Origin of the sequence: Pseudodonghicola xiamenensis DSM 18339 (assembly GCF_000429365.1) — a bacterium.
Lineage (GTDB): Bacteria > Pseudomonadota > Alphaproteobacteria > Rhodobacterales > Rhodobacteraceae > Pseudodonghicola > Pseudodonghicola xiamenensis.
Genome location: NZ_AUBS01000002.1, coordinates 358,138 through 383,437, shown reverse-complemented (window position 1 = coordinate 383,437; position 25,300 = coordinate 358,138). Strand labels below are relative to the sequence as shown.

The following is a 25,300-nucleotide window of genomic DNA, read 5'->3' as shown; positions in this document are numbered from 1 at the left end:
ATTACCAAAATAGGAGAATTCGGGTGCGCCGCAAGGTCCGTATCAACACGAAAGCCGTTCTCAGATGACTGAAACGCGCTTAAAAGCGCTGGTTGCGCTGGGTGCGAACCTGCCTTCGGTGGCCGGGGCGCCAGCCGAGACCCTGGTTCAGGCCATTGACGCCCTGCCGGCAGAGGGGATGGTGATTCGCGCCGTCAGCCGGTTTTTCGAGACCCCGTGTTTTCCGCCGGGAGCCGGACCGGATTATGTCAATGCGGTCATCGAGGTCCGAACCGCCTTGACCCCCGAGCAGATTCTGGCGGCGTTGCATCGGGTCGAGATGCACTTTGGTCGTGACCGGCAGGTGCGCTGGGGAATGCGGACGCTGGATCTGGATCTGCTGGCGGTGGATGGGTTGGTTCGTCCGGATCGCGAGACGCAGGCGCGCTGGCGTGATCTGCCGGATGCCGACCAGCGCCGGCTTGCGCCTGATCAGCTGATCCTGCCGCATCCGCGCCTGCAGGATCGGGGATTTGTATTGGTGCCCCTGGTCGATATCGCGCCGGACTGGCGCCATCCGCTGCTGGGACGCACGGCTGCCGAGTTGCTGGCGGCGCTGCCGGCGGAGGAGCTGGGACAGATCACGCCGATATGACGCTTGATTTTCAGGATATCGTCTTGTCAAGAGAGGGATTCGCCATTACAAAACACCGTTCCGGACCCAAACTTGATTATTGGAGAGCTCCCCATGGCCCGCGTGACGGTTGAAGATTGCGTAGACAAGGTTCCGAACCGGTTCGAGCTGGTGATGCTGGCGGCACATCGTGCGCGCGAGATCTCCTCGGGGGCCGGGCTGACCGTCGATCGCGACAATGACAAGAACCCTGTCGTTGCCCTGCGTGAAATCGCCGAAGAGACCCAGAGCGCCGATGAGCTGCGTGAGCGTCTGATCGAGTCGAACCAGAGCCAGATCGAGGTTGACGAACCCGAAGAGGATTCGATGGCCCTGTTGATGGGGGCCGAGGCCGACAAGCCGGCCGAAGATGATCTGACCGAGGAAATGCTGCTCCGCAAGCTGATGGAGGCCCAGGGGCAGGGCTGACCTCGGATGAGGATGCGGACGAAATGATATCGGCTGAAGATCTGATTGCGCTGGTCCGCAACTACAATCCGAAAACCAATGCTGACAAGATCACTGCCGCCTATGACTATGGGCGGCAGATGCACGAGGGCCAGTTCCGCCGCTCGGGCGAGGCTTATTTCAGCCATCCGGTGGCGGTGGCGGCAATCCTGACCGAACAGCGGTTGGACGATGCCACCATCATCACCGCGCTTCTGCATGACACCATCGAGGATACCAAGGCCAGCAAGGCCGAGGTTGCCGCGCGCTTCGGTAACGAGGTGGCGATGCTGGTCGACGGGGTCACCAAGCTGACCAACCTGCAACTGTCCAGCCGCGAGACCAAGCAGGCGGAAAACTTCCGCAAGCTGTTCATGGCGATGTCCAAGGACCTGCGGGTGATTCTGGTCAAGCTTGCCGACCGTCTGCACAACATGCGGACGATCAAGGCGATGAAGCCGGAAAAGCAGGTGCAGAAGGCCCGCGAGACGATGGATATCTATGCGCCACTGGCCGGCCGCATGGGGATGCAGTGGATGCGCGAGGAGCTGGAGGATCTGGCTTTCCGCGTGTTGAACCCGGAAGGCCGCCAGTCGATCATCCGCCGCTTTATCATGCTGCAGCGCGAGACCGGCGATGTGATCCACCGGATCACCGGCGATATGCGGTTCGAGCTGGAACGCGCGGGGATCGACGCCGAGGTCTTCGGACGGGCCAAGAAACCCTATTCGATCTGGCGCAAGATGCAGGAGAAGAATCAGGGCTTTTCCCGGCTGTCGGATATCTACGGATTTCGCATCATCACCGGCTCGGAGGAAGACGCTTATCGCACGCTGGGGGTCATCCACCAGCGCTGGCGGGCGGTGCCGGGGCGGTTCAAGGATTATATCAGCCAACCGAAGTCGAACGGTTACCGGTCGATCCATACCACCGTTTCGGGCCGTGACGGCAAGCGGGTCGAGGTGCAGATCCGCACCCGGCAGATGCATGACGTCGCCGAAACCGGGGTGGCGGCACATTGGTCCTATCGCGATGGGGTCCGGTCCGAGAACCCCTTTGCAGTCGATCCCGCCAAATGGATCGCCTCGCTGACCGAACAGTTCACGGCGGAAGAGGACCACCAGGATTTTCTCGAAGCGGTAAAGCTCGAGATGTATTCCGATCAGGTGTTCTGCTTCACGCCGAAGGGCGATGTGGTCAAACTGCCGCGCGGGGCGACGCCCATCGACTATGCCTATGCGATCCACACCCGCATCGGGCATGCCTGTGTCGGTGCCAAGGTGGATGGTATCCGGGTGCCGCTGTGGACCCGGCTGAAGAATGGCCAATCGGTCGAGATCATCACCGCCGAAGGCCAGATGCCGCAGGTCAGCTGGCTTGAGATCGCCACCACCGGCAAGGCGCGCACCGCGATCCGGCGTGCCCTGCGCGAGCTGGACCGTGGCCGGTTCATCAAGTTGGGGCAGGAACTGGCACGCTCGGCCTTCGATCACGTCGGTCGCAAGGCCACCGACAAGGTGTTGGAAACCGCGGCCCGGCACCTGCGGCTGAAGGACCGGGACGAGCTGTTGGCGCGGCTTGGCAGTGCCGAACTGTCCACTCATGACGTGGTCCAGGCGGTTTATCCAGAACTGATCCGCGACGAGGGGGATCAGGTTTCGCCGCGTCGCGCGGTGGTCGGGCTGGAGCCGGGCCAGAGCTTTGAGCGCGCGCCCTGTTGTCAGCCGCTGCCGGGCGAACGGATCGTCGGCATCACCTATCGCGGCAAGGGGGTGGTGGTGCATACCATCGACTGCGAACGGTTGAGCGAGTTCGAAGAGCAGCCCGACCGCTGGGTCGACCTGCATTGGCACAGCGGCACCCACCCGGCGGTTTATGGGGTGACATTGGATCTGACCATCGGCAACGATGCGGGGATGCTTGGGCGCGTTTGCACGTTGATCGGCGAGAAGAAGGCCAATATCAGCAATCTTGTATTCGTTGACCGAAAACCGGATTTCTATCGCCTGCTGGTGGATGTCGAATTGCGCGATGTCGAGCAATTGCATTCGCTGATGCTGGCGCTCGAAGCCGAGAGCGATGTCGCCGCACTAGAGCGGTATCGGGAAAAGCCACCGATCCGCGCCACTGCGGGCTGACGCCAGAGGGCAAGAACGAAGGGGGACGACGCCGTTGGTTTTCAAGCGCCGGGATCGCCGTTCTCTGCTTCAGATCCTGACGGAATTGGTCTATCCGCGCGGCGGCTGGGGGCGGGCATTTCTTTATGTCCAGCACCGGGTGCGACGGTTGCCGGATACGCCTGAACGTATCGCGCGGGGCATCTGGGCCGGGGTATTTACCACTTTCACGCCGTTTTACGGGTTGCATTTCGTTGTGGCCTTTCTGATCGCGCGGATGATCCGCGGCAATATTCTGGCAGCGCTGTCGGGAACGTTTTTCGGAAATCCTCTGACCTATGTCCCGATTGGGATCATCTCTTTGAAAACCGGGTATTTTTTTCTTGGCACCAAGTTCGACGAGGGGCGGCATCGCAGTTTTTTCGGAAAATTCGCGGATGCCAGTCGCGATCTTAAGGACAATATCGTGGCGCTGTTCACCCATGGCCAACCCAATTGGGAAGGGCTCAGGGTGTTTTATCACGAGATTTTCTTTCCCTATCTGATTGGCGGGCTGTTGCCCGGGATCGTTGCCGGCACCATCGCCTATTTCCTCAGCGTGCCAGTGATCCGGGCCTATCAGCACCGGCGCCGGGCCAAGATCAAGGCCAAGTTCGAGGCGATCAAGAAAAAGGCGCAAGCAGAGGCTGACCTTGGTGCGAAGGCGGATTAGTGTCGGCGCGACTCGTCTGACAAGGATCCTCAAGCCATGACCGTTCCTCCCCTGCGTTTGGGCGTCAATATTGACCATGTGGCCACCGTGCGGAACGCCCGCGGCAGTGCCTATCCGGAGCCGCTGCGCGCTGCCAAGCTGGCCGAGGCCGCCGGGGCCGATGGCATCACCGCGCATCTGCGCGAGGATCGCCGTCATATCGTCGACGCTGATATCGAGGCGCTGGTCGATGGGCTGCGTGTGCCACTGAACTTCGAGATGGCCGCCACGGCCGAGATGCAGGCGATCGCCCTGCGGCATCGTCCCCATGCCGTCTGCATCGTGCCCGAGAAGCGCGAGGAGCGCACCACCGAAGGCGGGCTCGAGGTCGCGGGTGATCAGAACCATCTGACCGATTTCATCATGCCCCTGCGTGATGCCGGCTGCCGGGTGTCATTGTTCATCGGGGCCGATCTGGCGCAGATCGAGGCCTCGGCCCGGATCGGCGCGGCGGTGGTTGAACTGCACACCGGGGCCTATTGCGATTTCCACGCCGAGGGCCGGTTCGATGAGCGCGACGAGGAGCTGGAGCGCCTGCGCGAGGCGGCGGTGTTTGCCCATTCGCTGGGCCTAGAGGTGCACGCCGGCCATGGGCTGACCTATGACACCGTCGCCCCCATTGCCGCCATGGCGGAGGTGCGGGAGTTGAACATCGGTCACTTCCTGATCGGCGAGGCGATCTTCCGCGGCCTCGATCCCGCGATCCGCGAAATGCGTCGCCTGATGGACGAGGCCCGCGGCGGGACCACGGCATGATCGGCGTTCACCTCGGCCTGATCCTGCTGGGCTGGATGGTGGCAAGCGGCAGCCCGGGGCCGGCGACCTTGGCGATCTCCGGCACCGCAATGCTGCATGGCCGTCGGGCAGGGCTGGCTATAGCGGCGGGGGTGGTCTGCGGTTCGGCCATCTGGGGCATTGCCGCCGGGCTGGGGTTGAACGCGATGATGCTGGCCAATGTCTGGGTGTTTGAGGCGATGCGCTATATCGGCGCCGCATATTTGTTGCTCCTTGCTGTCAAATCGCTGAAGAGCGCGGTTCGGCCGAAACCCGCCGCGCCGCTGGCGGCGGCCGGTCATCGGTTGTTTCTCAAGGGGTTGCTGATTCACCTGACCAACCCCAAGGCGATCCTGTCCTGGAGTGCGATCTATGTCATCGCGCTGCCGCTGGATGCGGGCAGTGCACAGATCTGGACGCTGTTTGCCTGCCTGATCGCAACCAGCATCACGGTCTTTTCCGGCTATGGCCTGCTGTTTTCGGTGCCGCGTATCGCACGCGGTTACGGTCGGTTGCGGCGCTGGTTCGATGCCTCCTTCGGACTGCTCTTCGGGGCCGCGAGTGCCGAGATTCTCACGGCTCGGTTGCGGGTGTGACATGATCCTCGGCATCGGTACCGATCTGGCCAATATCGACAGGATCGCAGGCACGCTGGAGCGGTTTGGCGACCGGTTTCGTAACCGTGTCTTCACCGAGCTGGAGCAGCAGAAGGCTGAGCTCCGCCGCGATACCGCCGGCACCTATGCCAAACGCTGGGCGGCGAAGGAGGCTTGTTCCAAGGCTCTGGGCACCGGGCTCAGGATGGGCATCTCCTGGCGCGACATGGCGGTCAGCAATCTGCGGACGGGGCAGCCGGTGATGCAGGTCACCGGCTGGGCGGCGGAGCGGTTGGCCGAGATGACACCCCCGGGGCATGAGGCGATCATCCATGTCACCCTGACCGACGATCACCCCTGGGCGCAGGCTTTCGTGGTGATCGAGGCGCGCCCCCTGACGGGGGATCAGGCAGGCTGAACGGTGCTGCCGGACGAGGCTCACGAAGGGAAGGCTCACAAAGGATTGAAGCGCCCGACCCCAGCGTCAGTTCGGGCGTGGGGCCGGGCCCGTGCCGCCCGGGAAATCGCCCACGAGGCAGTGGTGTGGTTATGCTCTGTCCCGGGGCGTTGCGCCGGCTGGCCCGGTGCGGGGGCGGGCTTCGCCTTGACACCGGCGGGGCTGGGTCCCATGACATGCCGGTATTCTTACCAGAGCCCGGAGGGCCGCATGGCCAGCAAGACCAAACAGGGAAGCGCCTTCGTCGAGACGGTCAAAACCATTGTCTATGCGCTGCTGATCGCCGGCGTTTTCCGGACCCTGTTCTTCCAGCCCTTCTGGATTCCGTCGGGCTCGATGAAGGACACGCTCCTGATCGGCGATTTCCTTTTCGTCAACAAGATGGCTTACGGCTATTCTTATGCCTCCTGCCCGTCGATCCGAATCCCTGCGATCGGCATCAACCTGGATGCCGAAAAGCTCTGCGGGTTTCTCAAGCGCGATGAGGGCCGCTTTCTGGGGCGCGAACCCGAGCGTGGCGATGTGGTGGTCTTCCGCCATCCGGTGACCGGGGCCGATTTCATCAAGCGCTTGATCGGTCTGCCAGGGGATCGCATCCAGATGATCAACGGGGTGCTGAACATCAACGGTACGCCGGTGAAGCTTGAGGATGCGGGCTATTTCGAAGAGATTTCCGAACCGCAGGGGCCGCAGGGCTATCGCCCGCGCTGTGAAAACGGCCCGGTGGGCGAGGGCGGTTCCTGCCTGAAATCGCGCAAGATCGAAACCCTGCCGAACGGGGTCAGCCATGATATTCTGAACATCGGTGATCAGGCTTCGGATCACACCGGGGTCTATACTGTGCCCGAAGGCTATTATTTCTTCATGGGCGACAACCGCGACAACTCAGCTGACAGTCGCCTGCCGCAGGCCGCCGGGGGTGTCGGTTTCGTGCCGGCTGAAAATCTGGTCGGTCGTGCCGATCGCATCATGTTCTCTTCCGCCGGGCGGTCCATGCTGTTCTTCTGGACCTGGCGCGGAGATCGGTTCTTCAAGGCGATCAAGTGAAACTCTCGGGCGATCTGAAGGAGTTCGAAGGCAGGATCGGGCATCACTTCGTCCGAACCGAGCTTTTGGTACGGGCACTGACCCACGGCTCGGTGTCGTCTCCGACCCGGGCCGACAACCAGCGGCTTGAGTTTCTGGGCGATCGGGTTCTGGGGTTGGTGATGGCGGAGGCGCTGTTGAAAAGCGACACCTCGGCCAGCGAGGGCCAGCTGGCGCCGCGCTTCAACGCGCTGGTTCGCAAGGAAACCTGCGCCGAGGTCGCGCGGGAGATTGATCTGGGCGCGGTGCTGAAGCTGGGCCGATCGGAAATGATGTCGGGCGGTCGGCGCAAGCAGGCGCTGTTGGGCGATGCGATGGAGGCGGTGATCGCCGCGGTCTATCGCGATGCCGGGTTCGATGTCGCCCGTGCGATGATCCTGCGGCTTTGGGGCGCGCGGATCACCACGGTCGAGGCCGACGCCCGCGATGCCAAGACGGTGCTGCAGGAATGGGCCCAGGCGCGCGGGCTGCAACCCCCGAAATACTGCCAGATCAAACGCTCCGGCCCGGATCATGCCCCCGAATTCACCATCGAGGCGCAGCTGTCGACAGGAGAGACGGCGCAGGCCGTTGCCGGATCGAAACGTCTGGCCGAACAGGCCGCTGCCAAGGCGCTGCTGGAACAGGTCGACGGCGCCGAGTGAGCCTGTTGCGACGAGTGCGGGGGGCGGTGTGGATTACACCAGAACCCGCCGCATGATCGGGCGCGTTTCCGATCTCCGCGCAACTTCGGTGAAGCCTGCCTCCCGATAGGCCTGGGCAAAGCCGGTCCAGGCATAGACCGCCGGGTATTTCGGCTTCGGGCTGTCGATCGGGTATCCTTCCAGAATACGTGCCCCGCGTTCGCGTGCAAAGTCGCAGGCCGCCCGCAGCAGGGTAACCGACAGTCCCTGACGCCGAACCCGCTTGTCGACCAGAAAGCACGACACGCTCCAGACCTCGGCGTCATCCACCGGCTTCAGGATGCGTGATTTTGCCAGCCTGGGGAAAGCCATCCGCCGGTCGATCTGGATCCAGCCGACAGCCTCGTCCTGCCGATAGGCGACAAGTCCCGGAATATGCCCGCTGTCGAATATCCGCCGCATCGCCTCGCGGTTGCTCGCGCCCATTCCGGCTTCCATTTCCTTGCGCGGCAGGCGCCACAGCATGCACCAGCAGCCGCCGCAGCCGCCCTTGTCTCCCATGACGGCGGAAAAGCCCTCCCAATCGGCGGGGCGGATGTCAAAGCTCATGCCGGCTCCTCTCTCGATGCGTGCCATTAGGGCCTTGGTGTCAGGATGTTCTTGCCATGTTCCTGCGGAAATTCAAAGTGCCGCGGCGGCCCCGCCTGATGGAAACCCCTTTGTGAGCGCAAGCTGAGTGCGGTTTGCTCTTTTCTGAGGTGGCTTCCGGTCTTGTTCGGCTCTGGTCATTAGTCCTATGATCCTCTATCCGGAGGCTCGCTCAACCAGAGGATCCCCATGACCCAACGCGCCGGTTTCGTCGCCCTGATCGGAGAGCCCAACGCGGGCAAGTCCACCCTGACCAACGCCATGGTGGGGGCCAAGGTGTCGATCGTCACCCATAAGGTGCAGACCACACGCACCCGTATCCGCGGCGTCGCGATGGAGGGCGAGGCGCAGATCGTCTTTGTCGACACGCCGGGCCTGTTCCAGCCGCGTCGCCGGCTGGATCGCGCCATGGTCGCCGCCGCCTGGGGCGGCGCGGCGGATGCGGATATCACCGTGCTGATGGTCGAGGCGCATCGCGGCGTCACCGATGGGGTGGAACGCATCCTCGAAGGGCTGGAAGAGATCGGCAAGGGCCGCAAGGTGGCGTTGGCCATCAACAAGATCGACCGGGTGAAATCCGAGGTCCTGCTGGGCCTGTCGAAAGAGCTGAACGATCGTTACCCCTTTGCCGAAACCTTCATGATCTCGGCCGAGCGGGGCCATGGCATTGCCGATCTGCGTAAATGGCTGGCACGGGAATTGCCCGAACACCCCTGGCTCTATCCCGAGGATCAGATCGCCGATCTGCCGATGCGGATGATCGCTGCCGAAATGACGCGTGAAAAGCTGACGCTGCGGCTGCATCAGGAACTGCCCTATCAGCTCACCGTCGAGACCGAGAATTGGGAAGAGCGCAAGGATGGCTCGGCCCGGATCGACCAGGTGATCTATGTGATGCGCGATGGCCACAAGGGCATCGTGCTGGGCCACAAGGGCGAGACGATCAAGGCGGTTTCCAAGGCCGCGCGGGAAGAGCTCGAGGAATTCCTCGGTCGCCGGGTGCATCTGTTCCTGCAGGTGAAGGTGCGGCCGAACTGGCTGGAAGAGGCCGAGCGCTATTCCGAGATGGGGCTTGAATTCAAGGACGGGAACTGAGGCTGATGCGGCTGACTGCCCGGATCTGGGTCGATGCCTATCTGACCCGCCTGCGCCTGGTCGATATCCCCGCCTTCGTCACCGCCCATGGCGATGACACCGCCGGCGCGGTTCTGGTCAAGCTCAACACCCTCGACGGGCAGGCCACTGCCTTTCAACGCTCGTTCGATCTGATGACCGGGGACCGCAAATGGATCGAACTGGCGAGCGGAGAAGAGCGCACGGTCGATGAGGCCGTCGCCCGCCAGCGCAGTTTTGATCCCGACCTCTGGGTGATCGAAGTCGAGGACCGCCGTGGCCGCCATCTGCTGGACGAGGACGGTCTGAGCTGATCGGGTTGCCGGCCCCGCCACCCTTGCGGGCGCCACCCCCTCGGGTATCCTGACAGAGAGAGCGGGCCCTCCGGGCTCAGGGGCGAGAGGCGGCGCAAGATGGAGTGGCGGGATCACGGCATATTGCTGAGCATGCGCCGCCATGGCGAAAGCGCAGCGATCATCGAGGTCTTTACCGAAGATCACGGTCGCCATGCCGGCGTGGTGCGCGGCGGCGCGAGCCGCAAGCTGGCGCCGATCCTGCAGCCGGGGGCGCAGCTCGATGTGCAATGGCAGGCGCGGCTGCAAGAACATATCGGGAGCTATCGGGTCGAACCGCTGCGCAGCCGTGCGGCGGCGGCGTTGTCGGGGCGCCTGTCCCTGGCCGGGCTGAACGCCGTCACCGCGCTTTTGTCCTTCTGCCTGCCCGAGCGGGTGCCGCATCCGGGCCTCTATCGACGCAGCGAACAGCTTATGGACCTGCTGGGCCAGGACGACATTTGGCCGCTTGCCTATCTCAACTGGGAACTGGCGCTGCTGGAAGAACTGGGCTTCGGCCTCGATCTGTCGTCCTGCGCCGTCACCGGGCTGACCTCGGGGCTGGTCTATGTCTCGCCCAAATCCGGCCGGGCGGTATCGCGGGCCGGGGCTGGCGATTGGGTCGACCGGTTGCTGCCGCTGCCGCCCTGCCTGTTGGGCGAGGGGCCGGCGCCGGATGCCGAAGTGGCCGAGGCGCTGCGCACCACCGGCTATTTCCTTGCGCATCGCCTGGCGCCGGCGCTGGGGCATCGCGCCCTGCCGGAGGCGCGCGGCAGGTTTGTTGATCTCTTTTCCCGCCGGCTGTGATCTGCGGGGCGACACTCTGTCCCTTGCTCCTGCGCCGATCTCCGTCTCTCATGGCCGTGTCGAACAGGAGGGTGGCCATGGACGAGATGCGCGAGGGCGAGCAGCGGCTGGGCTTCGATCCGGGCGACAAAGGCGTGGCCCAGATCACCTTCATCGGACATATCCGTTCGGATTGGGCGCGGGGCAGGGCGCCGCGCAACCTGACCCAGTCGCGCGAACAGGGCGGTGGTCGCGCGCGGATCGAGCTTGATCCCGCTTATGCCTGCGGCCTGCAGGGGCTCGAGGTCGGGCGCTGGATCTGGGTGCTCTACTGGATGGATCAAAGCCGCCGCGACCTGATCGTGCAGGCGCCGCGCCATGGCTCGGGCCCGCGCGGTACCTTCGCTCTGCGCTCGCCGGCGCGGCCCAATCCGGTCGCGATGGCCTTGGTGCGGGTCACAGCGCTCGATTTCGAGACTGGAAAGATCGGCATCGACGCCACCGATGCCTTCGACATGACCCCGGTGATCGACATCAAGCCCTGGTTCGAGGGCATTGATATCCCGCCAGCCTCCTAGAGCGTGCCCGGTCCCTTCTTCTCGTCCGAAATACGGCGGGGGAGGCGCGGCGCCAGCCGCGACGGGGGCAGCGCCCCCAACCGCACGCCCATCCGAAAGCGCCCCGGAAAACGAGAAAGGCGCCTCGCGGCGCCTGTCCCGGTGGGTTGTCATCTGTGGTCGACGGCTCGGGGCGCGTCGGTTCCCCGGGCTACGCCCGTTCGCCAGTGAAAACAGTCCTCCGGACTGTTTCCCGGGCGTGTCTCACCCCAAGAGCCGCCGGGCGATCACCTGCGCCTGAATCTCGGCAGCGCCTTCGAAGATGTTCAGGATCCGCGCGTCGCAGAGGATGCGGCTGATCTTGTATTCCAGCGCAAAGCCGTTGCCTCCGTGGATCTGCAGCCCGTTGTCGGCCGCCGCCCAGGCGACGCGGGCGCCCAGCAACTTGGCCATCCCCGCCTCCAGATCGCAGCGCTTGTCGTGGTCCTTCTGCCAGGCCGAATAATAGGTGAGCTGACGCGCCACCATGATCTCTACCGCCATCATCGCCAGCTTGTCGGAGACCCGCGGGAAGTTGATCAGCGCCTTGCCGAACTGCTTGCGGTCGAGCGCATATTGCATCGCCACGTCCAGCGCCGATTGCGCCACGCCGATGGCGCGGGCGGCGGTCTGGATGCGGGCGCTCTCGAAGGTCTGCATCAGTTGCTTGAAGCCCTTGCCCTCTTCGCCGCCCAGCAGGTTCTCGCCCTTCACCTTGAAACCGTCGAAGCCCAGCTCGTATTCCTTCATGCCGCGATAGCCCAGAACCTCGATCTCGCCGCCGGTCATGCCGGGGGTGGGGAAGGGGGCTTCATCGGTGCCGGGGATCTTCTCGGCCAGAAACATGCTGAGGCCGCGGTAATCGGTGGTGTTCGGATCGGTGCGCGCCAGCAGCGTCATCACATGGGTCCGCGCCGCATGGGTGATCCAGGTCTTGTTGCCGGTCACCTCGTAATCTCCGGCGGCATTCTTCACCGCCCGGGTGCGCAGCGAGCCCAGATCAGACCCGGTGTTCGGCTCGGTGAAGACGGCGGTCGGCAGGATTTCCCCGCTGGCGATCTTCGGTAGCCAATGTTCCTTCTGTTCGTCGGTGCCGCCGGCCAGGATCAGCTCGGCCGCGATCTCGGACCGGGTGCCGAGGGAGCCCACGCCGATATAACCGCGCGAGAGTTCTTCCGAGACCACCACCATCGAGGCTTTCGACAGCCCCAGACCGCCAAGGTTCTCCGGGATGGTCAGGCCGAAGACGCCTAGCTCGGCCAGCTCCTCGATGATTTCCATCGGGATCAGCTCGTCTTTCAGGTGCCACTCATGGGCGAAGGGTTCGACCTTTTCCACCGCGAAACGGCGGAACTGGTCGCGGATCATCTCCAGCTCTTCTTCCAGCCCGGTGGCGCCGACGGTGGTTTCCGCCGCACGCTCCTGCATCAGGGCGACCAGACGGGCCCGGGCAGAGGGTGTGTTGCCGCCGGCCACCAGCGCGGCGACGGTGGCGTCATGCAGCGGCGCCATGTCCTCGGCGCTCAGCCCCAGTGCGGTCAGGCGCAGAATTTCCCCCTGGCTCATCGGGATGCCGCCCTGCATCTGGGCCAGGTATTCACCACAGGCGATCTGGTGGATCAATTGTTCCACCTCGCCGAACTTGCCTTCGGCCTGCAGCCGCTCGGCCCAGGCCTGCATCTGACGCAGCGCCTCGACATAGGTGGCGAGCCAGGACAGCCCGTGGGCGGCGGCCTGATTTTGTTCCAGCAGCGCCGCCGAGACCTTGCCGCCCTCGCTCAGCGCGTCACGCAGTTTCGCCTTGGCGACATCCATCACGATCACGGCAGAGGGGATCGCGGCGCCGGTCAGTGCCAGCAGGTCGGGAAGAAGGGCGGTCTGGGTCATCGGCTTGGGCTCCTGATCATCATGAGACATGAATCATCCGCGCGGGCGGCGGTCGATTGCTCCTAATTCTTTCGCAGTCGCAGCGCAACAAAAATTCATTCAAGTCTCTGGTCGGGTTCGATAGTTGCGCGACGTATTTTGCAGTGCAGCGCCGTCCAGGGATGATAAGACGGGCACATGGATATGATCTCAGCCCTGATGAGTCCCGACCAGATGATCCTTGCCTTCGCTCTTGCCCTGGTGGCTGGGCTGGTGAAGGGGATGGTGGGCTTTGCCCTGCCCCTGATCCTGATTTCGGGGCTGAGCACCTTTCTGCCCCCCGAGGTGGCGCTGGCCGGGCTGATCCTGCCGACGCTGGCGACCAATGGCATTCAGGCGCTGCGTCAGGGTGTGGAGGCGGCGATCGGGTCGATCAAACGGTTCCGGCTGTTCCTTATCGTGGGCGGCCTGTTTCTGATGGCGAGCGCGCAGATGGTTTCGATCATCCCAGTGCAGGTGATGCTCTTGGTGCTGGGGGGGCTGATCACGCTCTTCTGTCTGATGCAGCTTGTCGGGATGAAATTCCACATGGCCAAACCCTCCTCCCGGATCGAGGCGATGGTGGCCGCTTTCGCCGGCACCATTGGCGGTGTCTCCGGTGTTTGGGGGCCGCCGACGGTGGCCTATCTCACCGCCATCGGTACGCCGAAGATCGAACAGGTGCGGGTGCAGGGGGTGATCTACGGGCTTGGCGCGCTGGCGCTGCTGGGGGCGCATCTGGGGTCGGGGGTCCTGAATCGGGCGACGCTGCCCTTCTCGGTGGCGCTGCTGGTGCCGGTGCTCTTGGGCATGTGGCTGGGCGGTCGGGTGCATGATCGGATCGAACAGGCCACCTTCCGCCGGCTTACCCTGGTGGTGCTGCTGATTGCCGGGCTGAACCTGGTTCGTCGCGCCCTGATGGGCTAGGCCCTGAACTCTCAATAGGGTGTTCCGCCGATCCGGGGGGCTGGCATCGCCAAACTCCAACCGAGGCTCCCCGAGGGATGAAGGCCGCACACCAAGGGGTCTGCCTTGCCTGTCATAGTCGAGATGCTGATCGTGTTTCGCACGAGGAAGGCGGGGCTTGGTAATGCGTCCGACGCGCACACCGATCAGCGCATCTGCTGGGGGGGTGGTTCAGGTTGCGCCGATCCTCTGGCCCAGGCGCGCGCTGGTTGGTGCCATGGCCTGGGACGGCGCCCGCAGGGGGGCGACCGGGGGATGGCGCATATCGGCTCCGGCGATTGTTCGAAGCCATTCGGCTGGGCGACTGCGGCCTTTACCATCCGCCACATCCGCCCCCGGCCTTCAGGGGCCAGCCACCGGGACAGGCACTCAACAATCTTGCCGGCTTCCGCGGCTCGCGGCGTGCTGCCGCCCCCTGAAAGGTTTCGGAGGGCGGCGCTATCGCGTCATGCGGTCAGATCGACCAGCGCAGCCTCGGGGGCGTTCTTCTTCACGGATTCGATGCCGTTGTCGCGCGCGGCGGCGCTGCTGTAGGATTCGCTGGTGCCGATCACCTGGCCGTTGGTGGCCTTCAGGTTGAACATCGGCTTGCCGGAACTGGTATCCTTGCGCTCATAGCGTTCGTCGACCGGGGCATTCTTGCGCACCGATTCGATACCATTTTCGGCACTGGCACGTTGTTTGTAACCCTCGCTGGCAAGAATGATCTCGCCGTTGCCCGCCTTCAGGCGAAAGCGGAACTCGCCCGCCTTGTCCTTGTAGAGTTCGAATTTGCCTGCCATTGCCCGGCCTCCCGAAATTAACATTACAACTTTGGCGACTATTCCCCAGGATGGCTGCTACTGCAATCGTTCGGTTAACCGTCCTGTTCGCCGTCCTTGCGAGACTGCTGCGCTTCCCACAGGTCGGGGCGACGCACGCGGGTGATCTCTTCGGACATCTGCTGGCGCCAGTCGGCGATCCGCCCGTGATGGCCGGACATCAGCACCTCGGGGATCGGGCGGCCCTTCCATTCGGCGGGGCGGGTATATTGCGGGTGTTCCAGAAGGCCGGCGGAAAAGCTTTCCTCCTCGGTCGAGGCCTGGTTGCCCAGCACACCGGGCAGCAGCCGCACGGTCGCGTCGATCAGCGCCTGGGCGGCAATCTCGCCGCCGGTCATCACGAAATCCCCGAGCGAGACCTCCATCACCCCGTATTCCTCAAGCACGCGTTCGTCGACGCCTTCGAAACGGCCGCAGATGAGGGTGACGCCATTGGTCCGGGACAGGCTGCGCATCATCGCCTGATCCATCCGCCGGCCGCGGGGCGACAGATAGATCAGCGGCCAGTTGCGGCCGGTGCCGGCCATGGCTGTTTCGATCGCCGGGCCGAGCACATCGGCGCGCAGCACCATGCCGGCGCCACCGCCCGCCGGCGTGTCGTCAACATTGCGGTGCTTGCCAATGCCCCAGCGGCGCAGGTCCAGTGTTTCGAGCTGCCAGAGCCCTTCCTGCAGGGCCTTGCCGGTCAGACTCTCGCCCAGGACGCCGGGAAAGGCTGAGGGGAAAAGGGTTATGATCTTGGCGGTCCAGGCGCCGTGAAGCTCTGGCGTCGGGGTGATCAGTTCGCGCGGCGTCAGCGACGGGCGGATCGCCATCCGGCCCAGCGACCGGCTGGGGGCTTTGGGTGTGCCTTCGGGTGTGTCGTCAGTCACGGCTGGTCTCCTGCGCGGCGTTGAGGATGGCGCGCTTGGCAGCCTGGCGCGCGTCGCGGTCGGTGTAATCGCGGTTGGCGGCCAGAAGTGCAAGCAGAACCGCATCGCTGGCGCGGGCATTGGCCCGGGGCACCGAGACAAGGGTGGCCTGAACAGTTGCCGGGACACCACAGAGATCGAGAAGGCGCGCCGCGGGCCCCAGCGGCGTGTCGGCGCAGTGCTCCAGCCAGATGCGATGAAGCGGGCAGGGCAGCGCTGCCGCAACCCGATCAGCCGCTGCCGCCAGATCGGCGCCGGCGCGGGTGTCGGTCGCGAAATCTTCCCAGTCGCGGGTGAGCGAGGAGGATTTCACATGCTCCCAATAGGCGCTCCGCAGCCAGCTTTCGGGGCGGCGCAGGGTCAGGCAAAAGCTGAGCGGGACGCCCGGATGCACCTGGGCCACGATCTTGGCCATTTCAGCGGCCAGCACCGGGGCCGCGCTGTAATCCGGGATCCCGTCGCGCCCGGGCAGATGGCCGGACAGCTCCTCAGCCGAGAGGCAGAGCACCCGCTTCGGCATGTTCCCCAATCGCTGCAGCAAGTCGCGAAAGCGGTGGGCGAATTTGTCCAGGGTGAAGGGATCGCGCCAAGTGGAATAGCCCCGAGCGGCATGCAGGAGGTCGGGCATTTGCGGGCCCAGAACCGTGCGCAGATAAGGCTTTAGCGCCGCCCGGTTCCGGCGCAGAACCTGTTGCAGGGTCGAGGTTCCGGTCTTGTGAAAACCGGGATGGATGACGATGGCGCACGGCATCAGCCCCGCCCCGTCAGCAGCGCCTGTTTCGCGGCGCGCAGCGCCCTGTCGTCCAGATTGCTGCGGTTGAGCGTCAGAAGTTCGGCGGCGCAGTCGGCAGGGGCGGAGGTATTGGCCGGCGGGTGCGGCTTCAGAGCTGCACGCAGGGCGGTCGGCAGGTCGCAGAGATCGAGCAGCGGGTCGAGCGGCCCGAGCTTGCGGGTCCGGCTCTGTTCCAGAGCGGCGCGATGGACCGGCACCGGTGCCACTGCAGCGGCGATGCGGTCGACAACAGCCTCCAGATCGGCTGCGGCGCGATAGCGCGCGGCAAAGGTGTTGGCGTCCAGCTCCATCCGGCAGGCGCGCAGGTGCTGGGCGTGCAGGCTGGCCAGCCAGGCCTCGGCCGCGCGGGTGGAAAAATACAGCTCGGTACGCAGACCGGGCCAGAGCTGCCGCAATGTTTCGACCGTCGCGTGCATCAGGACGGGCGCGGCGCCATAGCTTTCCACCCCGGAACGCCCCGGCATCTGACCGGCCAGATCCTCGCAGGACATCAGCAGCGGGCGGGGATCGTCGCCGGTGATGTCGAGGCCTTCCTCCAGCGCCTGGGCCAGCTCATATTGGAACAGCGCCAGTTCCAGCGGATCACTGGCGATCGAATAGGCGCGGGCCGCGCGGCCCGCGGGTTGCAGGGCGGCGCGGGGGATCAGCCGCAGACAGGGGGCGAGCGTTTTGGCATTCCGTTCCAGCGCCTTCTGCAGTGTGGTGGTTCCGGTCTTGTGGAAACCGGCATGCAGGATCACCCTCATGCGTCGCGATCCGCCTCGGTGGTGGTGGCCTGGGTCACGCGGGCGATCAGCGGGATCAGCGCCGGCAGGGTTTCGGCGCGGTGGCGCAGGGTTTCGGGCGTGGGCAGGGCGCTGACCGGTGCGCCTTCGTCCAGAAGGGTCTTGATCAGTTGGACCAGATCGCTCTCGATCGCGGGATCGCCGCTTTGCAGCAGAAGATCGAAGGCAAAGCGCAGATCGGCCCCTTCCGCCACCAGCCATTGGCGGATCGGAGGCCGCAGCAGATAGCGGATCATGGCGCGGTCGACGGCGGGGTCGCCTTCGCCGATTTCCTCCAACAGGATCGGAAAGGCGCGCGGACCGGTACGGTCCTCAAGCTCCTGCACGATGTCGTCGCAGCTCTCGGCCCGCGCATCGGCGGGCAGCGCCCAGAGCGCGGCAATGGCGCGACCGGTGGCTTCGACAACTTCCGGATCGGGGGCATTGGTCTGCTCCCTCTCCTCGAAGGGCGCGGGCGGGTCGATGTCCTCCAGCGCCTCTTCCAGCAAGTCCACCGTCTCGTGCGGGTCGGGGTCGGCGGGATGGCGCAGGATCAGCAGTGCGGCCCCCAGGCCGGTCAGCGCCAGCGGCAGCCAGAGCGGCAATGCCAGCGGCCCGCCGAGCCAGGTCAGCGCCAGCCCCGCCGCATAGAGTGCCAGCACGAGAAAGCTCTGGTTCAGCAGCAGGGCCATCAGCGTCAGGGGCAACGGCGTCTCGGGGCGTGGGGGCAGGCGGCCAGCCATGATCCTGGCCAGGAAGGTCAGCGCGATCAGCACGGCTGCCACTCCGGCGGGCGCATCGGACCAGCCCGCGAGAAGCGGCCCCGCATAAAGCGGCACAGCCATCAGGGCATGGGCCCTGCGGCTGTATGCCCGGGTCATCAGAGAAGCCCCTCGGGCGGGTCGGCGATGATCCGCCCGGCGTCGAGATCGACAGTAGGCACATGGGCGCGGGTGAAGGGCAGAAGCACGGTGGCCGATTGGCCCGGTGGCTGCAGTTCCAGAAGATCGCCGGCGCCGTGATTCTGAACATCCTTGACCCGGCCCAACAGGGTGCCGCCGGTATCCAGGACCTCGAGCCCGATCAGGTCGGAATAATAGAATTCATCATCGGGCAGCGCCGGCAGCCGGTCGCGCGGGGCAAACAGCAGAACGCCCCGCAACGCATCGGCCTCTTCCTTGGTTTCCACCCCGCCAAGGTGGGCGGCAAAGCCGTTCTTGACCACGCGGGTCAGCACCACCGGAAAGCTCTGGCTTCCGTCCTCGGTGGTCAGCGGGCTGTAAGTTTCGATATCCTCGGGATTGGCGCAATAGCTTTTCAGCCGCACCTCGCCCCGGACGCCGAAAGAGCCGGCGATGGCGCCGACACAGATACGTTCCTCAGCAGGCGATATTGTCATGGGGCCTCAGCGTGTTTCGATGGGCAGGTCCGCGGCGCGGTGTTCCCAGCCCTGTTCTTCCAGTTCCGGGGTCTGTGATACATCTTCGGGATGGCCGAGGCAAAAATATCCGATCAGCCGCCAGCTTTCCGGCACGTCGAATGCGCGGTTCAGCGCCTCTGGGTCGAGCACCGAGACCCAGCCGAGCCCCAGCCCCTCGGCGCGCAGGCGCAGCCAGAACAGGGTGATGGCGGTGACCACCGAATAGCGGCGCATCTCGGGCATGGTGGCGGCGCCCAGCCCGTGGCCCTTTTCCGTCGTCTCGTCGCAATAGAGCGCGAGCTGCACCGGGGCCTCTTCCATCCCAGACAGCTTGAGCCGGCTGTAGAGCGCGGCGCGTTCGCCATCATAGCCGGCTAGGGCGCGGGCATTGGCGGTCTTGAAATTCTGCAGAGCGGCGGCGCGGGCGGTATCGCTTTCGATCCGCAGGATGCGCCAGGGTTCGCTCAGCCCCACCGAGGGAGCGAGACGAAAGGTGGCAAGGCAGCGCAACAGCTCCGCCTCGTCCACCGGATCTTGGCGGAACCGGCGCACGTCGCGCCGGAGCCGCATCAGCAGATCGAGCTGGCCGCGAAACTCGGCAGAGAATTCCGGGTCCCGCGGGGCCACGATCTTACTCTTCGGCCGGAGCCGCAGCGGCTTCTGCAGCCTTGGCGGCTTTCTCTTCGGCGCGTTCCTGGGCTTTCTTGCCCGGGACGGCTTTATTCGGGTTGCTGCGGGTTTTCTTTTCCAGAACGCCGGCGGCTTCCAGCATGCGGGCCACACGATCGGTCGGCTGGGCGCCCTTGGCAAGCCAGGCTTTGATGGCGTCCAGGTCCATCTTCACGCGCTCTTCGCTGTCTTTCGGCAGCAGCGGGTTGTAGGTGCCCAGCTTTTCGATGAAGCGGCCATCGCGCGCCATGCGGCTGTCAGCGGCGACGATGCGGTAGAAGGGGCGCTTTTTCGACCCACCGCGGGCCAGACGGATTTTCATTGCCATTGTGGTTTCTCCTTTGATGGCGTTGACCGGATAACTTCCGGTTATTCCTGGTGTTTATTGATCCAGAGGATCATTCTTGGTGTTTCTTGTGGTGGCGGATGACTTCCTCAATGATGAAATTGAGGAAAGCCTTGGCGAATTCGGGGTCCAGATCGGCCTTGATCGCCAGGTCTTCAAGCCGTGCGATCTGCGTCGCTTCGCGCGCCGGATCGGACGGGGGAAGGTCGTGTTCGGCCTTGAGCTTGCCGACGGATTGGGTGTGCTTGAACCGCTCGCCCAGAGTGTAGACAAGGATCGCATCAAGCCGGTCGATGCTTTCGCGGTGCTCTTTCAGCAGGGCGGCGGCGCGGGTGGCGTCGATCTGGGCGGCGTCAGTCAATGGGCCATCCTTTCGGTTTGAACAGCGGGTCGGCGTAATGGCCGATCTCCATTTCGATGCCATGGGCCAACTGGCTGTCTGCCAGCGCGGCGGGCGCGGGGTGGCGATAGACAACGTCGTTGCCGTCGACCGGGGTGGCTGCGGCATCCTTCACCGCGCCCAACCGTTCGGCCAGACGGATCGAATCGAGGTTCTTGGGGTCGATATAGCTGACCGCCGTGTCCCAGCCGAGCGCGCCATAAAGGTATCCGCGCACCGCATGGGCGGCCTCGAGCGCGATACCGCGGCCTTCCTTGCCGGGCCAGATCACCCAGGCGATCTCGGCCTCGGGCCACATCGCCGGTTTCCAGCCGCCGGCCATGCCCAGGGTTTCGTCGGTATCGCGGTCGTGGATCATCCACATGCCATAGCCGCGGATCTGCCAATGCCCGATCTCGGCGGCATAGAGCATCCAGGATTCATACGCGTTCAGCGGCCCGCCCATGAAGCGGGCGCGATAGCTGGTGAAGGTCGCCTTGAAGGTCGGGTAATCCTGCGGCTCGGGGCCGCGCAGGATCAGCCGACGAGTCTCGATCACCGGAATCGCAGAGGGGGCGAAGGACAGGGGCATCAGAGCGTCCCCTGCTTCGGATGGCGCCAGACCTGGCAGGGATGGCCCATGACCTCTCCATCGCGTTCGACCTCGGCGCCCAGACGGGCGGCGAGTGCCTGCGAGCGTGCGTTGGCAGGGTCGATATAGGAGATCACCCCGTCGAGCCCGAGATGCGCTGCGCCATAGGCACGCGCGGCCAGCGCTGCCTCATAGGCCACGCCCTTGCCCTCGGCGGCGGCATAAACATGCCAGCCCAGTTCCGGTTCGTCCCAGCCATAGGCATTGATGAAGCCGACCCGGCCCAGCGGGGTGTCGTCCGCCTTGTCGGCGACCAGCCACATGCCATAGCCGCGCAGCGCCCAATGACCGAGCGAGGCGCTGAAGCCGCGCCAGGCAAAGGCGGGCTCTTGCGGGCCGCCAATGAAGCGGCTGCGATCCGAGGCCATCAGCGCGGCGTGGGCGGGAAAGTCGCTTTCGCGCGGGGCGCGCAGGATCAGCCGTTCGGTTTCGATAACGGGAATGGGCAATGCGAAACCGGTCATGCCGTGCCCTCCCGCGTCTTGGCGCGCGCATCGGGACCCGGATGGCGAAAGCGCATCTCGATCCCATGGGTGACGTTTTCGAAATCCGCCTCGTGCCAGGCGCCCAGCCGCTCGGCCAGCGCGACAGAGCGCGCGTTGCCGGGGAGGATATTGCTGGTCAGCGTAGTGAACCCCATATGGTCATAGGCATAATCGCGCGCAGCCTCGGCGGCCTCGCGGGCTAGGCCCTTGCCTTCGCTGCCCGCAAACATCACCCAGCCCAGTTCCGGTTCGGACCAGCCCTCGGGGGCCCAGAGGCCGACGATGCCGATGATGTCGCCGTCCTGGGTTTCGACCGTCCAGAAGCCGTAGCCGTTCAATGCCCAATGACCGATGTTGCCGGCGAACCAGCGCCAGGCGTCGTTGCGGCTCTTGGGGCCGCCGAAGCCCCAGCTGCGCGCTTCATCGGCGAAGAAATCGGCGACGGGGCCGAAGTCGCGCGTTTCCGGTCCGCGCAGGGTCAGTCGTTCGGTTTCCACGGTGGGGATGTCAAGGCGCAGCGCGGTCATGCGTAGGCCTCCATCCCGCCGTCCGTCAGATCGTCGGGGCCGGGGTGGCGCCAGATCTGCATTGGCCCATGGCGTTCGTGCACGAAATCGCCGTCATGCCGGGCGCCCAGCCGTTGGGCAACCTTGGCCGAGGCGATATTGGCGGGCTTCACCAGGCTTATCACCGTTGGCAGCCCCAGCATCGCATAGGCATAGGTGCGCGCCGCGGCGCCGGCCTCGGTGGCATAGCCCTTGCCTTCGTGACCGTTGAACAGATCCCAGCCGATTTCCGGTTCGGGCCAGCCTTCGGGGTCGAACAGGCCGACCATGCCCACCGCCTCATCACTGCCCTTGGCGGTCACGGTCCAGCGGCCGAAGCCCTTCAGCGTCCAATGGCCGATCTCCATCGCCAGCATCCGCCAGGCGCCTTCTGCCGTCAGCGGCCCGCCGACGAAATCGGCGCGCGGGCTGGCGTAGAAGGCGGCGAAGGGGCGGAAATCTCGCGGATCGGGTGCGCGCAGGATCAGCCGTTCGGTTTCCAGTGTGGGGATGGTAAGGCTATAACTCATGCCAGCGCCCTCAGGTCGTGAACGATCACCACGTCGCCCGGATCCTCGCCGACACCCTCGGGGTCGATCACCCCGCCAAGGCGCAGGCCGAGCGCGATGGAGCGCGCGTTGTTCGGGTCGATGATATTGCTGATCCGGTCCCAGCCGAAATTGCGCCGGGCCCAGAGCATGACGGCACGGGCGGCCTCGGACGCGATGCCGCGACCCTCGGCCTCGGGCACCACGAACCAGCCCAGTTCAGGGCCCGGATAGCCGTCGGGTTCATAGATGCCGACCTCGCCCAGATATTGGCCGCTGGCTCGGTCGTCGATGCCGAAGGGACCATAGCCGCGCAATTGCCAGATCGCCACGTCCGCGGCCCAGACCCGCCAGGCCGCGTTGCGCGACATCATCCCGCGTTCATAGCGGGCGCGTTCGGTCGAGAAGAACTCGGCCCAGCGTTCGAAGTCGGAAAGCTTGGGCGCGCGCAGGATCAGACGATCGGTTTCCAGCGTCTGGATGGTGAAGGCGGTCATGCGCGGCCCCCTTGTGCCTGCGCAGGATCAACATGATGCACCACGCGCCCGGCGCGTTGCGCCGGGCAATCAATCCCGTGTCTGTTGATCCAAAGGGTCATCGCAACCTTACTTCTTCTTGCCGAAACCGCTCAGCCCCGAGGGCAGGCCCATGCCGCCACCCAGGCCCGGCAGACCGCCCGGCATCTTGCCGCCGAGCTGCTTGGCCGCCGCTTCCAGCGCCTTGGGGTCCATCTGCGACGGGTCCATGCCGGCCGGCATGCCGCCGCCCTTGCCGAACATGCCCGACAGCGCCTGTTTCAGCATCTTGCCTTTGCCCATCTTGCCGATCTTCTTCATCATGTCGCTCATCTGGCGATGCATCTTCAGAAGCTTGTTCAGATCGCTGACATCCATGCCGGCGCCGGCGGCGATGCGTTTCTTGCGGCTGGCCTGCAAAAGCTGCGGATTGGCGCGTTCCTTCTTGGTCATCGACTGGATCAGCGCCACTTGCCGCTTGATCACCTTGTCGTCGAAGCCGGCTTCTTCCACCTGCTTGGCCATCTTGGACATGCCGGGCATCATCGACATCATGCCTTCCATGCCACCCATCTTGAGCATCTGCTCGAGCTGCATCTTCAGGTCGTTCATGTTGAACTGACCCTTGGCCATGCGGCGCATCATCTTTTCGGCCTGCTCGGCCTCGATGGTTTCCTGCGCCTTCTCGACCAGGGCGACGATATCGCCCATGCCGAGGATGCGGCCGGCGATCCGGTCGGGCTCGAAGGTTTCCAGCGCGTCCATCTTCTCGCCGAGGCCGACGAAGCGGATCGGCTTACCGGTGACCGCGCGCATCGACAGGGCGGCACCGCCGCGGCCGTCGCCGTCCATCCGGGTCAGGACAACGCCGGTGACACCGATCTTGTCGTCGAATTCGGTGGCGACATTTACCGCGTCCTGGCCGGTCAGCCCGTCGACCACCAGCAGGGTTTCGCGCGGCTTGACCACGTCGCGGACATCGGCGGCCTGCTGGATCAGCTCCTGATCAATGTGCAGCCGGCCCGCGGTGTCGAGCATATAGACATCATAGCCGCCAAGGCTTGCCTGGGTCTTCGCCCGCTTGGCGATGGCAACCGGGTCCTCTCCCTTGACGATCGGCAGGGTATCGACGCCGATCTGATTGCCCAGGATCGCCAATTGCTCCATGGCCGCCGGGCGGTTGGTGTCGAGCGAGGCCATCAGCACCCGCTTGCCGTCGCGATCCTTCAGCCGCTTGGCGAGCTTGGCGGTGGTGGTGGTCTTCCCAGAGCCCTGCAGACCGACCATCAGGATCGGTGCCGGCGGCGTGTCGATCTTCAGCTTGCCGGGATCGCCCTCGCCGCGCAGCACGTCGACCAGTGCGTCATGCACGATCTTGACCACCTGCTGGCCGGGGGTGACGGATTTGGTCACCGCCTGGCCGGTGGCCTGGTCCTGCACCTTTTTGACGAAATCGCGGGCCACCGGCAGCGAGACGTCGGCCTCAAGCAGCGCGACGCGCACCTCGCGCAGGGCAGTCTTGACGTCCTCTTCGGAAAGCGCGCCCTGTTTGGTGAGCCGGTCGAAGACGCCGGAGAGGCGTTCGGATAGATTTTCAAACATGCCCTCGGCCTCCTATGCCGGTTTCCATGTGTCGCCCCCAAGGTAGGAGGTGACGGCTCGATTCACAAACACCCCGGGGATGGGGCAGGGACAATCCCAAACGATTTTGCCCCCACGGGCGAAACTCGCTGGTGGGGGGCGATCCCGGCATATGGGCCGGGACCGGAAGGCCTGATGCTTCCGGATTTGGGGTAGGCGTTACGCGGTTTGCAGTGCTGAGTCAAGTTTTGCTGGCCAAAACCGATCCCCGGACGTGGCAAGCGGGCCCGCGGCAATGAAAACGGCGCGCCCCATGAGGGCGCGCCGGTGTCGGGCTGCAGAGTGGTGACGGGAGAGGCGCCCGACGGATCAGGCTCAGGCGGCCAGCGCGTCGACCTGGGCCTCGGCGGCCTTCAGCGTCGCTTCGGCGTCGAAGACCATCTGGTCGGCATGGACGAATTGCACGTCGGTGATGCCGAAGAAGCCCAGCATGTGGCGCACCCAGCCCGAAGCGAAGTCGATGTCGGAACCGAATTCGGTGCCGTCCGAGGTGAAGACGACGATGGCGCGCTTGCCTTTCAGCAGGCCTTCGGCGCCGGCTTCGGTATAGCGGAAGGTTTCGCCCTTGCGCGCCAGATGGTCGAACCAGGCCTTGAGTTGGCCCGGGGCGCTGAAGTTGTAGACCGGGAGGCCGATCAGCAGCACGTCGGCGGCGCGAACCTCGGCCAGCAGCGCGTCGGAATAGGCGGCGATTTCGGCCTGGCCGGCGTTGCGGCTTTCGGCCGGGGTGAAGATGGCGCCGATCCAGGCGCCGTCGATCGCCGGCACGCCGGCGGATAGATCGCGGGTCACCACTTGGGCGCCCGGGTGGGCGGCGAGCAGCTTGTCCTGGGTGCGGTCGAGCAGTTTTTGCGAAACCGAAGCCTCGCCTTTGATCGAGCTGTCGATGCGAAGAATATTGGTCATTTTCGAAACTCCGGTTGAGTTGTGGTCGTTGCTTGCAACAGAGGAGATACTCCTTG

32 protein-coding genes are annotated in these 25,300 nt (G+C 64.9%); 14 read left to right on the top strand and 18 right to left on the bottom strand.

What is annotated here, in order from left to right; genetic code table 11:
- The first annotated feature begins 64 nt into the window (after positions 1-64).
- The 9 genes from folK (at position 65) to rnc (ending at position 7,524) form a co-directional block, all read left to right on the top strand.
- Complete coding sequence (gene folK / locus G455_RS0104870) at positions 65-634, top strand: 2-amino-4-hydroxy-6-hydroxymethyldihydropteridine diphosphokinase (RefSeq protein ID WP_028092656.1); 570 nt, start codon at positions 65-67, stop codon at positions 632-634.
- A 93-nt stretch (positions 635-727) separates the two neighbouring features.
- Positions 728-1,081 (top strand): DNA-directed RNA polymerase subunit omega, encoded by a 354-nt coding sequence (gene rpoZ, locus G455_RS0104865; protein WP_028092655.1) that lies wholly within the window; start codon positions 728-730, stop codon positions 1,079-1,081.
- A gap of 23 nt (positions 1,082-1,104) precedes the next feature.
- A complete protein-coding gene (locus G455_RS0104860; protein WP_028092654.1) occupies positions 1,105-3,237 on the top strand; it encodes a RelA/SpoT family protein in 2,133 nt (710 codons plus the stop codon).
- Positions 3,238-3,271: 34 nt separating this feature from the next.
- Complete coding sequence (locus G455_RS0104855) at positions 3,272-3,928, top strand: DUF2062 domain-containing protein (protein WP_028092653.1); 657 nt, start codon at positions 3,272-3,274, stop codon at positions 3,926-3,928.
- Between the two features lie 36 nt (positions 3,929-3,964).
- Positions 3,965-4,723, top strand: coding sequence for a pyridoxine 5'-phosphate synthase (locus G455_RS0104850; RefSeq protein WP_028092652.1), 759 nt, complete (start codon positions 3,965-3,967; stop codon positions 4,721-4,723).
- Positions 4,720-5,337 (top strand): LysE family translocator, encoded by a 618-nt coding sequence (locus G455_RS0104845; protein ID WP_028092651.1) that lies wholly within the window; start codon positions 4,720-4,722, stop codon positions 5,335-5,337. The genes G455_RS0104850 and G455_RS0104845 overlap by 4 nt, the downstream gene beginning before the upstream one ends.
- 1 nt (position 5,338) lies before the next feature.
- On the top strand, positions 5,339-5,755 hold the full coding sequence (gene acpS / locus G455_RS0104840) for a holo-ACP synthase (protein WP_028092650.1): 417 nt from the start codon (positions 5,339-5,341) through the stop codon (positions 5,753-5,755).
- 249 nt (positions 5,756-6,004) lie between these two features.
- Positions 6,005-6,841: a signal peptidase I gene (lepB, locus tag G455_RS0104835; protein WP_028092649.1), complete on the top strand. Its 837-nt coding sequence runs from the start codon at positions 6,005-6,007 to the stop codon at positions 6,839-6,841.
- Positions 6,838-7,524 (top strand): ribonuclease III, encoded by a 687-nt coding sequence (rnc, locus tag G455_RS0104830; RefSeq protein WP_028092648.1) that lies wholly within the window; start codon positions 6,838-6,840, stop codon positions 7,522-7,524. Before lepB ends, rnc begins: the two co-directional genes overlap by 4 nt.
- A 33-nt stretch (positions 7,525-7,557) precedes the next feature.
- On the opposite strand, the gene G455_RS0104825 is transcribed toward rnc, so the two are convergent.
- On the bottom strand, positions 7,558-8,112 hold the full coding sequence (locus G455_RS0104825) for a GNAT family N-acetyltransferase (protein WP_084436995.1): 555 nt from the start codon (positions 8,110-8,112) through the stop codon (positions 7,558-7,560).
- A 228-nt stretch (positions 8,113-8,340) separates the two neighbouring features.
- Here G455_RS0104825 and era point away from each other — a divergent pair, with 228 nt between their 5' ends.
- The 4 genes from era to G455_RS0104805 all read left to right on the top strand — a co-directional run bounded on the left by era (position 8,341) and on the right by G455_RS0104805 (position 10,960).
- On the top strand, positions 8,341-9,246 hold the full coding sequence (gene era, locus G455_RS0104820) for a GTPase Era (protein ID WP_028092646.1): 906 nt from the start codon (positions 8,341-8,343) through the stop codon (positions 9,244-9,246).
- Between the two features lie 2 nt (positions 9,247-9,248).
- Positions 9,249-9,578 (top strand): DUF1491 family protein, encoded by a 330-nt coding sequence (locus tag G455_RS0104815; RefSeq protein WP_028092645.1) that lies wholly within the window; start codon positions 9,249-9,251, stop codon positions 9,576-9,578.
- 99 nt (positions 9,579-9,677) lie between these two features.
- Positions 9,678-10,403, top strand: a complete 726-nt coding sequence (gene recO / locus G455_RS0104810; RefSeq protein WP_028092644.1) for a DNA repair protein RecO — start codon at positions 9,678-9,680, stop codon at positions 10,401-10,403.
- 77 nt (positions 10,404-10,480) lie between these two features.
- The gene (locus G455_RS0104805) at positions 10,481-10,960 is read left to right on the top strand and encodes an SAM-dependent methyltransferase (protein ID WP_028092643.1); all 480 of its coding nucleotides are present in this window, start codon (positions 10,481-10,483) and stop codon (positions 10,958-10,960) included.
- Between the two features lie 243 nt (positions 10,961-11,203).
- Here the strand turns inward: G455_RS0104805 and G455_RS0104800 are convergent, their stop codons facing one another.
- On the bottom strand, positions 11,204-12,895 hold the full coding sequence (locus G455_RS0104800; protein ID WP_028092642.1) for an acyl-CoA dehydrogenase family protein: 1,692 nt from the start codon (positions 12,893-12,895) through the stop codon (positions 11,204-11,206).
- 147 nt (positions 12,896-13,042) lie between these two features.
- On the opposite strand from G455_RS0104800, the gene G455_RS0104795 reads away from it, so the two are divergent.
- Complete coding sequence (locus G455_RS0104795; protein WP_028092641.1) at positions 13,043-13,810, top strand: sulfite exporter TauE/SafE family protein; 768 nt, start codon at positions 13,043-13,045, stop codon at positions 13,808-13,810.
- A 485-nt stretch (positions 13,811-14,295) separates the two neighbouring features.
- Here G455_RS0104795 and G455_RS0104790 read toward each other — a convergent pair whose 3' ends face one another.
- The 16 genes from G455_RS0104790 to G455_RS0104715 all read right to left on the bottom strand — a co-directional run bounded on the left by G455_RS0104790 (position 14,296) and on the right by G455_RS0104715 (position 25,244).
- Complete coding sequence (locus G455_RS0104790) at positions 14,296-14,631, bottom strand: YegP family protein (protein WP_028092640.1); 336 nt, start codon at positions 14,629-14,631, stop codon at positions 14,296-14,298.
- 74 nt (positions 14,632-14,705) lie between these two features.
- The gene (gene trmD, locus G455_RS0104785) at positions 14,706-15,485 is read right to left on the bottom strand and encodes a tRNA (guanosine(37)-N1)-methyltransferase TrmD (protein ID WP_035366177.1); all 780 of its coding nucleotides are present in this window, start codon (positions 15,483-15,485) and stop codon (positions 14,706-14,708) included.
- 49 nt (positions 15,486-15,534) lie between these two features.
- Positions 15,535-16,332 carry a hypothetical protein gene (locus tag G455_RS0104780; RefSeq protein WP_028092638.1) on the bottom strand — a complete coding sequence of 266 codons (798 nt, stop codon included), beginning with the start codon at positions 16,330-16,332 and terminating at the stop codon, positions 15,535-15,537.
- Positions 16,332-17,120, bottom strand: a complete 789-nt coding sequence (locus tag G455_RS0104775; protein ID WP_028092637.1) for a hypothetical protein — start codon at positions 17,118-17,120, stop codon at positions 16,332-16,334. Before G455_RS0104775 ends, G455_RS0104780 begins: the two co-directional genes overlap by 1 nt.
- Positions 17,117-18,019, bottom strand: a complete 903-nt coding sequence (locus G455_RS0104770; RefSeq protein ID WP_028092636.1) for a hypothetical protein — start codon at positions 18,017-18,019, stop codon at positions 17,117-17,119. The genes G455_RS0104775 and G455_RS0104770 overlap by 4 nt, the downstream gene beginning before the upstream one ends.
- On the bottom strand, positions 18,019-18,537 hold the full coding sequence (gene rimM / locus G455_RS0104765) for a ribosome maturation factor RimM (RefSeq protein WP_028092635.1): 519 nt from the start codon (positions 18,535-18,537) through the stop codon (positions 18,019-18,021). The genes G455_RS0104770 and rimM overlap by 1 nt, the downstream gene beginning before the upstream one ends.
- Before the next feature lie 6 nt (positions 18,538-18,543).
- Positions 18,544-19,185, bottom strand: a complete 642-nt coding sequence (bluB, locus tag G455_RS0104760; RefSeq protein ID WP_035366101.1) for a 5,6-dimethylbenzimidazole synthase — start codon at positions 19,183-19,185, stop codon at positions 18,544-18,546.
- Between the two features lie 4 nt (positions 19,186-19,189).
- The gene (gene rpsP, locus G455_RS0104755) at positions 19,190-19,555 is read right to left on the bottom strand and encodes a 30S ribosomal protein S16 (protein ID WP_028092633.1); all 366 of its coding nucleotides are present in this window, start codon (positions 19,553-19,555) and stop codon (positions 19,190-19,192) included.
- Positions 19,556-19,625: 70 nt separating this feature from the next.
- Positions 19,626-19,934, bottom strand: coding sequence for a chorismate mutase (locus tag G455_RS0104750; protein ID WP_028092632.1), 309 nt, complete (start codon positions 19,932-19,934; stop codon positions 19,626-19,628).
- Complete coding sequence (locus tag G455_RS0104745; protein ID WP_035366099.1) at positions 19,927-20,544, bottom strand: GNAT family N-acetyltransferase; 618 nt, start codon at positions 20,542-20,544, stop codon at positions 19,927-19,929. Before G455_RS0104745 ends, G455_RS0104750 begins: the two co-directional genes overlap by 8 nt.
- Positions 20,544-21,068: a GNAT family N-acetyltransferase gene (locus tag G455_RS0104740; protein WP_028092630.1), complete on the bottom strand. Its 525-nt coding sequence runs from the start codon at positions 21,066-21,068 to the stop codon at positions 20,544-20,546. Before G455_RS0104740 ends, G455_RS0104745 begins: the two co-directional genes overlap by 1 nt.
- Positions 21,065-21,616, bottom strand: coding sequence for a GNAT family N-acetyltransferase (locus G455_RS0104735; RefSeq protein ID WP_028092629.1), 552 nt, complete (start codon positions 21,614-21,616; stop codon positions 21,065-21,067). Before G455_RS0104735 ends, G455_RS0104740 begins: the two co-directional genes overlap by 4 nt.
- Positions 21,613-22,164: a GNAT family N-acetyltransferase gene (locus G455_RS0104730; RefSeq protein ID WP_028092628.1), complete on the bottom strand. Its 552-nt coding sequence runs from the start codon at positions 22,162-22,164 to the stop codon at positions 21,613-21,615. Before G455_RS0104730 ends, G455_RS0104735 begins: the two co-directional genes overlap by 4 nt.
- Positions 22,161-22,679: a GNAT family N-acetyltransferase gene (locus tag G455_RS0104725; protein WP_028092627.1), complete on the bottom strand. Its 519-nt coding sequence runs from the start codon at positions 22,677-22,679 to the stop codon at positions 22,161-22,163. The genes G455_RS0104730 and G455_RS0104725 overlap by 4 nt, the downstream gene beginning before the upstream one ends.
- Before the next feature lie 108 nt (positions 22,680-22,787).
- A complete protein-coding gene (ffh, locus tag G455_RS0104720; protein WP_028092626.1) occupies positions 22,788-24,299 on the bottom strand; it encodes a signal recognition particle protein in 1,512 nt (503 codons plus the stop codon).
- Between the two features lie 354 nt (positions 24,300-24,653).
- Positions 24,654-25,244 carry an FMN-dependent NADH-azoreductase gene (locus G455_RS0104715; protein ID WP_028092625.1) on the bottom strand — a complete coding sequence of 197 codons (591 nt, stop codon included), beginning with the start codon at positions 25,242-25,244 and terminating at the stop codon, positions 24,654-24,656.
- Positions 25,245-25,300: the final 56 nt, after the last annotated feature.